Raw genomic sequence first — 14167 nt, 5'->3', positions numbered from 1 at the left:
AATGAGAAAACGGCATAAACATATAAAAATATTTATAAATTATCAACTATAATCTGTATCCTTTTCCCCATTTTTTTAAAGATTTTTCCCTTGCATTTTCTCTATCTTATAAAAAAATAAATTTCACTGTATTGTAAAATAAAGTGCATAAAAAAAGGCATATTTATCCACTATACTAACGGTTAGAACACCAAGTATAGAAAAATGATCAATATGTCTACTACTAATTATACAATAAAGTATGATATTGATACCACACATCTGACCCGTGGCGGCGCATCACTTTCTTCAAAAAACAAGTCACTTCTTAGACTGAAAGGGGCCATCAGCTAGATGTCATCCTTCTACCCTCACTCGTGAAATCTACTATCATTATGATGGACTACAAAAAAATCCATGTTTAAAAACATGGATTTTTGAATCATTAAAATTGTGCTGGAACAGCTGCTAGAAGTTCTGCAATCTTGCTTGCATCACTACCACCGGCCATGGCCATGTCTGGCTTACCACCACCACGTCCAGAAACGATTGGAGCAAGGGCCTTGATGATATTGCCTGCGTGAGCGTCAGCTGACTTGCTAGCCACGAGAACATTGACTTTCTCACCGATAGCTGCGACGAGTACAAGAACGTCTGAGTAGTCTTTTTGCTTCCAGTTATCTGCAAAAGTACGAAGCGCACCGGCATCTGAGACAGATACTTGGCTTGCAATGTAGCGTAAGCCATTTGCCTCTTTGACATCTTTGAAGATGTCACCAGCTGCGGCTGCTGCAGCTTTTTCTTTCAATTCAGCTGTTTCTTTTTGAAGATCACGTAGATTTTCTGAAAGGCTAACGACCTTAGCAGGAACTTGCTCCAACTGCGGCACTTTAAGCGTTTGTGCTACTTCTTTGAGGGCATCTTCACGTTGGCGGAAGGCTTCAAATGCTGCTTGACCTGTCAAGGCAAGGATACGACGCGTTCCTGAACCAATTCCTTCTTCTTTGACAATCTTGAAAAGGCCGATTTCAGATGTGTTGGATAAGTGAGTCCCCCCGCAAAGTTCAACAGAGTAATCTCCGATGGTAACGACACGTACAACCTTACCATATTTTTCACCAAAGAGAGCCATTGCGCCCATTGACTTAGCCGTTTCAACGTCTGTTTCAATTGTTGTCACAGGAAGAGCTTCCCAAATCTTTTCATTAACCTGTGTTTCGATCGCACGTAATTCTTCTGCTGTTACCGCTTCAAAATGCGTAAAGTCGAATCGCAAGAAACCTTCTTCATTGAGTGAACCCGCTTGAGTCGCATGCTCACCGATAATCTGATGAAGGGCTGCGTGGAGCAAGTGTGTCGCTGTATGGTTTTTCTCAACAGCCAAACGACGTTTGTTGTCAATTTCAAGTACGTAGTTGGTACCAACTGACAGACTCGCCAATACTTCTACCGTATGGAGCGGCTGACCATTTGGTGCTTTTTGGACATCAATCACACGCGCAACTGTGTCACCCTTGTCATTTTTCACGATACCGTGGTCAGCAACTTGTCCACCCATTTCAGCGTAGAATGGTGTTTGGCTAAAGACAAGGAGGGCCTGACCTTCTGACACGGCTTCAGTACGCTCATTGTCTGCAACGATAACAGACAAGTTCGCTTCAAGGCTTGTTGCTTCGTAGCTGAAAACAGACTCCTCAGTGATGCTTGCCAAGGTTTCATTTTGCATACCCATTGAACCACCTTTGACAACAGCCGCACGCGCACGGTCTTGCTGCTCTTTCATGGCTGCTTTGAATCCCTCGTGGTCAATCTTATAACCGGCATCTTCTGCCAATTCTTCTGTTAACTCAACTGGGAATCCATAGGTATCATAAAGTTTGAAAATGTCTTTTCCTTCAAGAATATCTTGACCGGCTGTCTTCAAGTCAGCAAGTAAAGAATCCAAGTGACCGCTACCTGCGTCAATTGTACGAGCAAATGTTTCTTCCTCACGTTTAACGATTTTCTCGATAAACTCACGTTTTTCAAGCACTTCTGGATAGTAGCTTTCCATGATATGACCAACAGTTACAACCAATTTGTACAAGAAAGTTTCGTTAATACCAAGACGACGTCCATGCATAACAGCGCGACGAAGTAGACGACGAAGGACATAACCACGACCTTCATTTCCTGGAAGGGCACCATCACCGATGGCAAATGACAGGGCACGGATGTGGTCAGCGATGACCTTAAAGCTCATATTGTCCCCATCTGGATCATAGGTCTTGCCAGACAATTTCTCCACCTCACGGATGATCGGCATGAAGAGGTCTGTTTCAAAGTTTGTTTTAGCACCTTGGAAAATGGCTGCCAAACGCTCAAGACCTGCGCCCGTATCAATGTTTTTATTCGGCAATTCCTTGTATTCTGAACGAGGAACAGCTGGGTCAGCATTGAACTGTGACAAAACGATGTTCCAGATTTCGATGTAACGGTCGTTTTCGATGTCCTCTGCAAGGAGACGGATACCGATATTTTCTGGGTCAAAGCTTTCTCCGCGGTCAAAGAAAATCTCTGTGTCTGGACCTGAAGGACCCGCACCGATTTCCCAGAAATTGTCCTCGATTGGAATCAAATGAGATGGCTCAACACCACAAGCAATCCAACGATTGTATGAATCTGTATCCGCTGGATAGTAGGTCATGAACAACTTATCTTTGTCAAATCCGAACCATTCTGGGCTTGTCAACAACTCAAAGCCCCACTCGATAGCTTCGTCACGGAAGTAATCTCCGATAGAAAAGTTTCCGAGCATTTCAAACATGGTATGGTGACGAGCTGTCTTCCCAACATTTTCGATGTCGTTTGTACGGATTGATTTTTGCGCATTGGTAATCCGTGGATTTTCAGGGATAACGGAACCATCAAAATATTTCTTAAGGGTTGCTACACCTGAGTTGATCCAGAGAAGGGTTGGGTCATTAACAGGAACCAGATTTGCTGATGGCTCTACTGAGTGACCTTTTGATTTCCAGAAATCAAGCCACATTTGGCGAATTTGTGCTGATGATAATTGTTTCATGATGTCTCCTATTTTACGAGAAAATGACAAATCCAATCAAACGAAGGGCGAAAAACCGCGGTACCACCTTCATTCGATGAACTTGTCATCCTCTTATTATTTACATTTGTATCCTGTCATAAGTAGCAAGTAGTCGGTCTTTCATGGCTCGCAACAACCGCCAATTTTCTGAAGAAAGATTCCTTTCTACCATTCTTATGATTATTTGCTTGATGAAGAGCTTGAAGTTGAACTCTTGCTTGTTTTGTCTGTTGTGATGTAGCTTGACAATACATTTGAGAATGCAGAGTCTTTCACTTTAACATTGGCATCTTTCAAGGCTTTTGAAATAATACTTGTTTTGAACGTGTAGTCATTTTGCTTAGAGGTCAAGATCGATTCTTTCAAGACTTTCTTGTAATCTTTCCAGTTTTCTGACTTAGCAGTTTTCTTGTTCAATTTCACAACATAGTAACTTGTTTTGTAAGTAGACGCATCGGTTACTTTCACAACTGAAGCACCAACTTGGCCTTCTTCCAAGGCAAAAATAGCTGTTTTCACTTCTGTTGCAACACTTGTTGACGTTGAGTCAAATTTCACTTCGCCACCTTTTTCTTTAGTAGCAGTGTCTTCTGAGTTGTCTTTTGCAAGTTGTGCAAAGTCTTCACCAGCTTGTGCTTTGGCTAATACTTCTTTTGCTTTTGCTTCATCTGAGAATTTGATGATTTGAGCAGAAACCTCTGGTGTGTAAGCATCATAAGCTGCTTTGTAGTTAGCATCTGTCAATTCTTTTTTAGCTGCTTCTTTTACAGCGTAATCCACCAACATATTGGCACGGATTTGTTTTTTGTAAGTGTCTGTTGTCAAACCTGCTGAAGTCAACGCCGCGGTAAATGAATCGCCGTATTGTTTTGCGATTTTGTTGTAGTACTCGTCTACTTCTTTATCGGTCACTTTTTTACCGTATTGTTGTTCAAAAACGTCAGAAATGACCAATTCAAGCAATACTTGTTGAGCACTTGAATTAGTTTTCACACGATCATAAAACTCAGAAGTTGTGATAGAACCACCCTTCATCGTAATGATGTCTTTACCGTTTGAGCTACAAGCTGCAAGTGTGACTGCTGCTAAGAGTGTCACCGCACCTGCTAGAATTTTTTTAGTTTTCATTCTGAAAATACTCCTTTTTTCGTTAACCCTATCATTATAACATAAAAGCTTAAAACTTGCTTAATTTTCCTGAATAGGCAATGAAATCGTCTCACTATTTTTCCGAAGCATGAGTAAGCCGTCACTTAATGGCAGTAAGCTGGCCGTCAAGTCTGGATTGTCCAAGGTTGCGTCGAATAATCGTTGCAGACCTCGATAAATAGTCCGCTGTCCACGGCGCACATCCATAATATCTCGCGCCACATCTCCACCTTGAAAAATATCATCAAAAATAATGATACCACCCACTTTTACCTTTTTCAAAACTTCTGGTAAAAAGACGATATACTTAGACTTAGCTGAGTCCATGAAGACAAAGTCATATTGGTTATCTGGCAAGGTTGGAAGGAGGTCTAAAGCATCGCCTTCCAAGAGCTCAATCTGCTTGCGGCTATCGTACTGGGCAAGATTTTTCTTAGCCAAGCCAATCATTTCTTCATTGCGATCAATTGTCGTAATGTGAGCCTCAGGAGCATTTTCAGCCATTAAAAGCGCTGAAAATCCAATAGCCGTACCGATTTCCAAGATATTCTTAGGCTGCATTGTCTGCAGAAGTAAGCGAAAATAGGCTACCACCTCGTGTTGGATAATAGGAATATTTTCTTGACGAGCAAAGTCTTCCAAGTCTTTCAGAAAACCTTGATTTTGAGCCTGGCGCGTCCGCATAAAATCAACGATTTCTTCCTTGACAACGGGACGTCGCATATTGTGATTTGCATTTTTACTGTATGATTCAACCATGCTTTCTAGTATAGCGTATTTATGTAGTTTTTTCAAAGTTTTCATTTTGTAATCTAGCGACTAAAAATCTCATTTATGATATGATGTAAAGAAAGACTAGGAGGTTCTATGAAAGCTACAAAACGACGCCAACTGATTATTGACTATTTATCAAATGCCAATCGCCCCATATCAGCAAGTTATTTGGCGAAACATTTATCCGTGAGCCGGCAAATTATTGTGGGAGATATTGCTCTGTTACGTGCTGAAAACCATGATATTTTATCCACACATAGAGGCTATCTTTTATCCCCGACAAAGAACTCACATGCATTTTTAGGAAAAGTTGTCTGCTCCCATCAATCTCTAGATACAGAAAAAGAAATGCTGCTTATTGTCAATCAGGGAGGGAGCATTCTTGATGTCCAAGTAGAACATCCTATCTATGGTATGTTGACTGCTGTTCTTAACATTGAAACACGTGAGGATGTTTATCATTTCATCAAGGAAATGAAGAATTCAAATGCCACCCTACTATCAAGCTTGACTCAGGGACTTCATCTTCATACGATTTCCTGTGCTTCCAAAAATCAATTTGAAGAAATTAAGAAGAGCCTGGCAGCCGCACATTTATTATGGAATGAAGAATAAAAACATTACAAGTGTCTTGACACTTGTAATGTTTTTATTTATAATTATTTCACAAAGGAGATAAACAACAATGAAAAAAAGACAAACAAAATCGCTCGCTTTTACTGCAATATTGGTTGCATTTGGTATTCTGATTCCAATGATTATGCCTATCAAATTAATAATTGGACCAGCATCATTTACCCTTGCCAGCCATGTCCCGCTATTCATTGCACTATTTCTCTCTCTTCCGATTGCTATAATCGTTGCCTTAGGGACAGCACTTGGCTTTTTTATGGCTGGCTTTCCAATGATTATCGTCCTGCGTGCTCTTTCCCATCTTATCTTTGCTACAGTGGGCGCCTCTATTTTTCAAAAACACCCTCTCTTACTACACAAAACTTCCCTCACTTTCTTCTCCGCCCTATTCCTAAACGTGTTACATGGATTGACTGAATTTGCTGTCGTCTATGCTATAGCAGTTACTGAAAATCCCAATCCTAATTACTTTTGGTACTTATTAGTACTTATCGGACTGGGATCATTAATTCATGGCATCATTGATTTTTACTTGGCCCATTCTCTCTTTGGTGTTCTCAAGCATCGAGTTGGAATTCACTTTTCATAAAGTAAAAACCACCCGTGAAAACGGGTGGTTTTTACAAGGGCTATAAGCCCATATTACCAGCTAGCACCTAAAGACGCTGGCTTTCACTTTGTTCAAGCCTCTCTGTTCTTGACTCGTCACCAACTTCTCAACGAAGCAGAATAAGGGCACACCTAAACTTTTTCTGTATTGTGATTATAGATAATTTTTCGCCTATACTTAGGGGTAAAGATAATGTGATATTTACGCATCCAATTTTTGTGCGATAAACTATGCGTTTTTTATGCCATATTTTTTCTCCTTTCGATTTACAATAGGCTTAAACACCTTTACTGTACTCCGATGGAAGATTTTTTGTATAACCGGCGCTGATACGAACTCAAATGGCGAATAGTTCTTTCGCGCCTTTGGAGCAAAACGGACTACGGTCACCAATAGAACTCCTGAACTTATTCAAATGCCAGATTTTGTTTTACAGATTAGAAATAGAGATTTTTGGGGGTACTTCATATAAGGAATGGATAAAAAAATTATCTGGACTATCCGACTGCGTCAAGCTGATACTGCGCACACCGCTATTGAGAGCAAACTCCATATCCAACTTGCGGTCACCGATATAATAAGTCTGCTGCCTATCCAAATCATACTTTTCCACCAAGTAATCCATAGCTTCTGGAGCCGGCTTGCGTGCAAAGCCAGATTGACTGTGGAGAACTTCTGTAAAGTAGGACTCGATGCCCAACATTTTTAAGACATGCTGGGTGTTGTCCCCCTTGTGGGTATAAATATGATTGGCAACGCCTTTCGAGCGAGTCCAGTCGAGAACAGTTTGCGCTTCTGGAAATAGTTGTAATTCTCGATCACGCTTTTTCAAATCCGCCGAATACAAGGTCTTGACCTCACGGGCATCCAGCTGATGCTCTTGCGCCATTTCTCCCAAGAGTTGTCCAACTGAGAATTCTAAAATATAGTCCTGCAACTTCTCCCCGTCAAATTCCCACCCGTAATGGGCATAGGTGACCTCTAAAGACCGCATAATGGCAGGATAGGAATCAATCAAGGTCCCATCCAAATCCCACACAAACGTTACTGTCATGTATTTTCCTTTCCTAGATAAATCCAATACTTGGCTGCTAACATGGACTGACCAAAATAGTGAATCTGCCTAATGCTCTCCAATTGCCCCCCCATTTTTTTAATCAAGCCACGACTGGGAAGATTGTCACGGTCGGTTGCCACAGAGACTTTTTCATAGCCTTTTTTCTCAAATAAATCCAAGGCAAATGCCAAAAGTGCTTGAGCAATTCCTTGCCACCGATAATGGGGATGTACCATGTAGCCCACCTCACCTAAATCAAGAACTGTAGAATTATCAGCCTCCCAAAAACAGCGCACCATCCCTACAATCTCATTATCAATAAAACCATAATACGTCGAATAGGGAGACCAGGTTTGTCCTGCTTGCTTGACCTCAGACTGTTGCCCATCTAAGATAGCTTGTTCTAGGTCTTCGACGAATTCCAACTCGACAAAAGGATTGCCCTGCTTATCTGACAACATAGCTGCTTCGTAGCGACGATAGGCTTCTTGGTCACTCAATTCTAATTTGCGAATGTCCATACTAGCCTCCTTTTCTGATATCTACCCAGTACCGTGCTAGTCGCTTTCCGTCTTCGAGGTCAATCACATCCTGCAAGACACCACCGACACTTTCAATCGTTTTTCGGCTGGGAAGGTTATTTTCCAAAGCCGTAATAAAAATCTTGTCAATACCGCGCTCCAAGTAACGGTCAAAGGCAAAGTACAAGAGACCTTTCATAATCCCCTGACGGCGAAAACGAGGGGACGTTGCATAACCGATATGGCCTCCGATTTCTGCCAGGTTTCCTTTTTCTAATTCCCAACGGCAAGAAATCTTACCAGCAACTTGGCCATCAACAAAGGCAAAATAGGATGTGACCATCGACCAATCTGGATGTTCCACTAGCCTTTCTTGGTCTGTCAACTTCTGAACATACGCCGCAAAATCTGTCACTTCCTTGGTTTCGATAAAGGATTGTCCTGCTTCTTTTTCTGCTAGCAAGAGCTGATTAAATTCTAGAAAAGCCGTTTCGTCTGCCAAGTCTAATCTTCTAATTTCCATAGTACCTCCAAATGGACAAAAAATCCCCTGAGGGATTTTTTATTATTTATGCACACCTTTTGCAACAAGTTCTTCTAGCTCAGTCAAGCGTTTTTCAAATACAGCAAAGGCATCGTTGAGATAGTCTTCTTTTGTCATGTCCACGCCTGCTTTTTTGATGACTTCGAGTGGATAGTCTGAATTTCCTGCCTTGAGGTAATTGAGGTAGTTTTCCTTGTCTTCAGCTGTACCGTATGTGATTTTGTTGGCCAAGGCTGAAGCAGCTGCGAAGCCTGTTGAGTATTGATATACGTAGAAATTGTAGTAGAAATGCGGAATACGTGCCCATTCAAATTGGATTTCGTAGTTGTCTTCGGCTGACAATCCATAGTATTTCGCATTGATATCTGCGTACAATTGGTTGAGAAATTCTGCTGTCAAGACTTGACCTTCTTGGTCTGCCTTGTAAATTGCTTGTTCAAATTCTGCAAACTGAGTTTGACGGAAGACTGTGCCGCGGAAACCATCGAGATAATGGTTCAAAATAGCAAAGCGTGTCTTCTCATCCGTCACTTCTGCCAAGAGTTTCTCAGTCAAGAGATTTTCATTGGTTGTAGAAGCAATTTCCGCCAAGAAAATAGAGTAATGTCCATAGACATAGGGTTGATTTTGACGGGTAAACATAGAGTGGAGTGAGTGCCCTGTCTCATGAATCAAAGTATAGAGATTGTCCAAGGTATCTTGCCAGTTGAGCAACATAAAGGCATTGGTATCGTAAGCACCACCTGAGTAGGCACCTGAGCGTTTTCCTTCATTTTCGTGAACATCAATCCAGCGCTCGCTGAATGCTTTATCCACGATGGCAGAGTATTCTGGGCCAAAGATTTTCAAGGTATCCGCTGCTTTTGCAAGCGCTTCTTCATAAGTGAACTTGTAGTCTGTTTCTGACAATGGTGTGTACATGTCGTACATTCTCAAGTCATCCAAGCCCAACAATTCCTTGCGGAGGTTGATGTAGCGATGCAAGAGTGGCAAATGCTTGTTAACAGCTGCGACCAAAGTTTCATAGACTGATTCTGGGATGAAATTGTTAGACAAGGCTGCTTCACGAGCAGAGCTATACTTGCGCAAACGAGCTTTTAGGTTATTAACTTTGACATTGGACTGCAAAGTCTTCGCATAAGTATGCTGGAATTGCTCATAGGTACCATACATGGCTTCGTAAGCTTCTTGACGAACGTCGCGATTTTTTGACTCCATGTATGAAATGTAGCTACCGTGTGACAATGGCACCAAGTGACCATCTTCATCCGCGATTTCTGGGAATTGGATGCTGGCATTGTCCAAGATAGAGAAAGTTTCAGATGGCGCTTCAAAGATTTCACTAGTTGCAGCCAAGACTTCCTCTACTTCTTGAGACAATACATGAGCTTTTTGTGCCAAAAGTGTTTCAAATTGGTGTTTGTACTGTTTGAGAGCTGGTTCTTCTTCTAAGAAAGCTGCCAATTGCTCATCAGTGATTTGCAAAAATTCTGGCTCGTAGAAAGAGAAAACTTGACCATAAGCTGAGTAAACTCCCATTGCCTTGGCTTGGAATTCTTGATAGATGCCTTCACGCGTATCTTGGTCATTTTTCATAGATGCATAGACATAGAGACTTTCAATACGGCGCATGAGACCAAGTTGGAACTCACTGATTTCTAAGAGAGAGGCTGCTGAGTCCAAGAGATGACCTACAAAGTCTTTGGCTTTTTCAAGTTCTTCTTGGATAGCTGCTAGTTCGGCTTCCCAGGCTTGATCCGTTGCAAAAATGGTGGTTAAATCCCATTTGTATTTGTCATCAATTTCATTACGTTGTTTTGTCATTTTCATTTCCTTTCTTGACCTTAATATTCCTATTATAGCACATTTTAGCGCTTACAGGACATTTTATAGTAGATTGGTGGATAGAGTTTTTGGTGGTTTTTATTCTTTACTTTTTTGTAAAATGCATTAAAATCTTGATAAAGTGCCGACAAATCCTGACTAATCTGCGCAAATCCAATGAAGCTCTGTGGCAAACGGACTTGGGGATAAAATTCTTCTGTTTTGTAGGTCAACAAATTTTTCCCATTTTCATAAGCCTGTGCTTGCAGTCGCATCCATTTGGGTGTCTGATAATGAAGCTGCTGCGCCACATAGTGACAGATGTTGGGATCCAATTTCCCCTCAAAAGAAACCAACTGTTGACGACTATAAGGTAAACGAAGAATGCTCAGCAAATCCCCTTTTCCAAAGGCAAACGACCGGATTCTGTACTGAACTTGACCGTGCAAATCCTCATGAATCAGGTACTTGAGGCGCAATTCCTTCTTCTCCACATCCAACTCCCAGAGATGAAAGCCCATGTTCTGACTGAAATATAGAAATTGCTTTTGCAAGGGTTTCAAGGACTTTTTCAGCCACAAGTCTTTTCCGAGAAGCCAGAGAACCTGATAACCCGCCTTGCGATAGCTGGTCGTCCGCTCACGCAGCCGGTCAATAGACAAACTTGAGCACTGCACCTCCAGCGCCAAATGACCATCAACCAAAACATCTACAATTTGCTGAATTTCTGGCAAAACCACTTCTATCCCAGCTTCTGCCGTCTGGCTAGCCCACTGGTAGAGGACTGACTTCAACTCCAAGTGCTGGGCCGACTCATTTTCAGAGAAATACTGACAGTCCTCCAGACTGACATGTGCAAAATGCGGCCGCATAACAGAGCCGTGTTTCAGACGAACAGCAGCTTGACAGGCTGGGCAAACGTACCCTTTTCTATCCGCTGGCACAGTTTGCACCAGATTGACCAACGTCCCCATTTTATCGTAAGCAACTAGCATAGAACCTCCTTTTACTACTTATTCGTAATTAAAAGTTGTTTGACTTCCAAAGCAACAACTGCTATACTAAAACTATCTTATCAAAGGAGATTTGAAAAATGGAAACACCTAAATCAAAGGCCCCTCTTGTCTTGGGCATCGTCTCAATCATCTTTAGCTTGCTAATTGCAATCGTTGGTCTTATCTGTGGGATTATCGGACTTGTCCTATCCTTGAACGGCAAAAAAGCGACAGCTCATGATTACAAATTGGAAATCATCCTAAACGGTATCGGTATCGCAATCGCGGTTGCCAACATGCTCTACACCTACTTGGTCCTCATGCCAGCTATCTTAGGAAAGTAAGAAAATTTTATAGTGCACAAAAAAATCAGAGCAAAAGCTCTGATTTTTTTATTATCCAATAATCGCCCCATTCGGCACGCTTGAGTCAACTTACCACCATGTCTTGCAGAGAGAATCATGCACTGGCTGATATATTTGCGTGGTTGAGGTTAGCGACGATTTGGAGAACTGTACACTACTAGCAAGCTCCTTTGTTTTACTGACGAATCAAGTAATCAAAGGCTCCGAGAGCTGCGGTTGCTCCCGACCCCATAGAAATGATGATCTGCTTATAGACAGAGTTCGTACAATCACCCGCTGCAAAGATTCCTGAAACATTGGTCGCCCCGTGACTATCTACGATAATCTCACGGCGGTCGTTGAGAGCCACATCGCTGTCTAAAAGCCATTCTGTATTAGGTACTAGGCCAATTTGCACAAAGACACCTTGCAAAGAAATAATCTGCTCCTCTTGACTTTCTCGGTCAATATACACCAATCCTGTCACTTCTTCATCACCGACGATTTCCTTAGTCGCTACATTTTTAAGAACCGTCACATTTGGTAAAGCAGCAATGCGGTCTTGTAACACTTGATCTGCCTTAAGCTCTGGTAAAAATTCCAAAACATAGACATGCTTGGCTAGACCGGCTAGGTCGATAGCTGCTTCGATACCCGAGTTACCACCACCTATTACAGCGACATCTTTTCCAGTAAAGAGAGGACCATCACAGTGCGGACAATAGGTTACACCCTTATTGCGGAACTCATTTTCACCAGGAACGTTGATATTGCGCCACTTGGCACCAACTGAAAGGATAGCTGTCTTGGTCTTAAGGATGGCTCCATTCTCCAGCTCGACCTCAATCAAGTCTGTTCTCCTAATAGATTTGGCTTTTTGTGCTTTCATAATATCAACTGGATATTCCTTGGTATGAGCTTCGACTTGAGCCATGAGTTTAGGACCCTCAGTATACGGGGTACCAATCATATTTTCGATACCAACTGTTTCCATGACTTGGCCACCAAAAGTTTCTGCAATCAGACCTGTCTTAATCCCTTTTCGAGCAGCATAGATGGCTGCACTATTTCCAGAAGGACCGCCACCAACTACTAATACATCAAAGATTCCTTTCTCTTCAAAGGTATCTTGACTAATCGGCCCAGCAACCATCTCCACCAGTTCGTCTATAGTTGCGCGACCAGAATGGAAGAGTTTGTCACTATGGAAGACAGCAGGGACCGCCATGATTTTTTTGCTTTCTACTTCCTTCTGAAACATCCCTCCTTCCACCATGGTATGGGTGATATTTGGATTGAGGACTGCCATTATATTGAATGCCTGCACAACATCTGGGCAATTATGGCAAGATAGACTGACATAGGTCTCAAAATGAAGCGGGCTTTGAATAGCCTTGATTCGTTTGACTAAGTCATCCTCTATTTTTGGTGGACGACCAGAAATCTGCAAGAGGGCCATCACAAAGGAAGTAAACTCGTGTCCCAGCGGTAGACCAGCAAACTCCACACCGCTCTCTTGACCAACTTTGGCAATCTTAAAACTAGGAGTTCTAGAAAGACTAGCAGGAACAATGCTAATTCGATCGCTCATTGCTGCAATTTCTTCCAAAAAATCACGAACCTTCTGAGAAGATTCATCCTCGCCAAGCTGAACCTGAAAGACCACATCGGCCTCCAACAGTTGTAAATACTGGGCAAACTGCCCCTTAATCTGTGCATCTAATGCCATAAAAAATCCTTTCATACGATAAAAACAAGATGAAATGAGAGATGTAGCGGGCTACATACAAGAAACTCTACCTTATCTGAACTTATCTAGCCTAGGTTCCATTAAAAGAATGGGACGGGAAACCCCGCCCCACCATTATAATTTGTCTGTAATAGGTTCGTACGAAAACCAGGTCACTCTTCCCCAAAATTGAACTTTTGGGAAGAGAGTGCCGAGTCTTCTAAAAATGAGAAAAAACTTAAATTTTACCAACTAGGTCAAGACTTGGAGTAAGGGTTTCTTCTCCTTCTTTCCATTTAGCTGGGCAAACTTCACCTGGGTGTGCGCGAACGTATTGAGCAGCACGGACCTTATCAGGAAGGCTACTTGCATCACGGCCAATACCACCTGCATTAACTTCCATCATTTGGATAATGCCATCTGGGTCTACAATAAAAGTTCCCCGTTGTGCCAAACCATCTTCTCCAAGAACCTCGAAATCAAGAGATAGCTGATGTGATGGATCCCCAATCAATGCATACTCCAGTGTACCAACGACATCCGAGTCATCGTGCCAAGCTTTATGAACATAGTGAGTATCGGTCGAAACACCGAAAACTTCTACATCCAAGGATTGTAATTCAGCATACTGCTCTTGCAAGTCACCCAATTCAGTTGGACAGACGAATGAAAAATCAGCTGGATAGAAGCAGAAAATAGACCATTTCCCCTTCAAATCCTCATTAGAAACAGTAATAAATTGACCATTTTGATAAGCATCTGCTGAAAATTCAACAATAGGTTTTCCAATTAATGACATAAGTTACCTCCTTTTTATTTAGTTTCATTATAAATAAGTATCAAGAAAAAGTCCACTAAAACGTTTCCAAAAATAAAAATATATTAAAAAGCTTGCAGAAAACTCTACAAACTTTTTATTTTTC

Annotated in this window: 13 protein-coding genes and 1 pseudogene; 3 read left to right on the top strand and 11 right to left on the bottom strand. The window is 41.8% G+C overall.

The window, feature by feature from the left end; genetic code table 11:
- Nucleotides 1-424: 424 nt before the first annotated feature.
- The 3 genes from alaS to ABID27_RS01425 all read right to left on the bottom strand — a co-directional run bounded on the left by alaS (nucleotide 425) and on the right by ABID27_RS01425 (nucleotide 4972).
- Nucleotides 425-3043 carry an alanine--tRNA ligase gene (gene alaS, locus ABID27_RS01435; protein WP_354279717.1) on the bottom strand — a complete coding sequence of 873 codons (2619 nt, stop codon included), beginning with the start codon at nucleotides 3041-3043 and terminating at the stop codon, nucleotides 425-427.
- Nucleotides 3044-3244: 201 nt separating this feature from the next.
- On the bottom strand, nucleotides 3245-4192 hold the full coding sequence (locus ABID27_RS01430; RefSeq protein WP_253362802.1) for a peptidylprolyl isomerase: 948 nt from the start codon (nucleotides 4190-4192) through the stop codon (nucleotides 3245-3247).
- 60 nt (nucleotides 4193-4252) lie between these two features.
- The gene (locus tag ABID27_RS01425; protein ID WP_354279715.1) at nucleotides 4253-4972 is read right to left on the bottom strand and encodes an O-methyltransferase; all 720 of its coding nucleotides are present in this window, start codon (nucleotides 4970-4972) and stop codon (nucleotides 4253-4255) included.
- Between the two features lie 108 nt (nucleotides 4973-5080).
- On the opposite strand from ABID27_RS01425, the gene ABID27_RS01420 reads away from it, so the two are divergent.
- Together ABID27_RS01420 and ABID27_RS01415 are read left to right on the top strand one after the other, a co-directional pair.
- Entirely contained in the window at nucleotides 5081-5602 is a 522-nt protein-coding gene (locus ABID27_RS01420; RefSeq protein WP_253362798.1) for a transcription repressor NadR, read from the top strand.
- Between the two features lie 70 nt (nucleotides 5603-5672).
- Entirely contained in the window at nucleotides 5673-6209 is a 537-nt protein-coding gene (locus tag ABID27_RS01415) for a hypothetical protein (RefSeq protein ID WP_253362796.1), read from the top strand.
- Nucleotides 6210-6359: 150 nt separating this feature from the next.
- Here ABID27_RS01415 and ABID27_RS01410 read toward each other — a convergent pair.
- The 6 genes and pseudogenes from ABID27_RS01410 to ABID27_RS01385 form a co-directional block, all read right to left on the bottom strand.
- Nucleotides 6360-6439 (bottom strand): annotated as a pseudogene (locus tag ABID27_RS01410) (IS200/IS605 family transposase); the annotation flags it as partial.
- A gap of 221 nt (nucleotides 6440-6660) precedes the next feature.
- A complete protein-coding gene (locus tag ABID27_RS01405; RefSeq protein ID WP_354279713.1) occupies nucleotides 6661-7284 on the bottom strand; it encodes an HAD hydrolase-like protein in 624 nt (207 codons plus the stop codon).
- Nucleotides 7281-7808: a GNAT family N-acetyltransferase gene (locus ABID27_RS01400; RefSeq protein ID WP_354279711.1), complete on the bottom strand. Its 528-nt coding sequence runs from the start codon at nucleotides 7806-7808 to the stop codon at nucleotides 7281-7283. Before ABID27_RS01400 ends, ABID27_RS01405 begins: the two co-directional genes overlap by 4 nt.
- A 1-nt stretch (nucleotide 7809) precedes the next feature.
- Entirely contained in the window at nucleotides 7810-8331 is a 522-nt protein-coding gene (locus tag ABID27_RS01395; protein WP_354279709.1) for a GNAT family N-acetyltransferase, read from the bottom strand.
- A 42-nt stretch (nucleotides 8332-8373) separates the two neighbouring features.
- Entirely contained in the window at nucleotides 8374-10176 is a 1803-nt protein-coding gene (gene pepF, locus ABID27_RS01390; RefSeq protein WP_354279707.1) for an oligoendopeptidase F, read from the bottom strand.
- A 44-nt stretch (nucleotides 10177-10220) separates the two neighbouring features.
- Nucleotides 10221-11171, bottom strand: a complete 951-nt coding sequence (locus ABID27_RS01385; protein WP_253362786.1) for a competence protein CoiA — start codon at nucleotides 11169-11171, stop codon at nucleotides 10221-10223.
- A gap of 98 nt (nucleotides 11172-11269) precedes the next feature.
- Here ABID27_RS01385 and ABID27_RS01380 point away from each other — a divergent pair, with 98 nt between their 5' ends.
- Nucleotides 11270-11515: a hypothetical protein gene (locus ABID27_RS01380; protein WP_253362784.1), complete on the top strand. Its 246-nt coding sequence runs from the start codon at nucleotides 11270-11272 to the stop codon at nucleotides 11513-11515.
- Nucleotides 11516-11711: 196 nt separating this feature from the next.
- Here ABID27_RS01380 and ahpF read toward each other — a convergent pair whose 3' ends face one another.
- Both ahpF and ahpC read right to left on the bottom strand, forming a co-directional pair.
- On the bottom strand, nucleotides 11712-13244 hold the full coding sequence (ahpF, locus tag ABID27_RS01375; protein WP_354279704.1) for an alkyl hydroperoxide reductase subunit F: 1533 nt from the start codon (nucleotides 13242-13244) through the stop codon (nucleotides 11712-11714).
- 238 nt (nucleotides 13245-13482) lie between these two features.
- Nucleotides 13483-14043, bottom strand: a complete 561-nt coding sequence (ahpC, locus tag ABID27_RS01370; protein WP_354279702.1) for an alkyl hydroperoxide reductase subunit C — start codon at nucleotides 14041-14043, stop codon at nucleotides 13483-13485.
- Nucleotides 14044-14167 lie beyond the last annotated feature (124 nt).

This window comes from Streptococcus gallinaceus, assembly GCF_040545695.1.
GTDB lineage: Bacteria > Bacillota > Bacilli > Lactobacillales > Streptococcaceae > Streptococcus > Streptococcus gallinaceus.
Note: the sequence above shows the minus strand (reverse complement) of the source record. Positions and strands in the feature narration are given on the sequence as shown.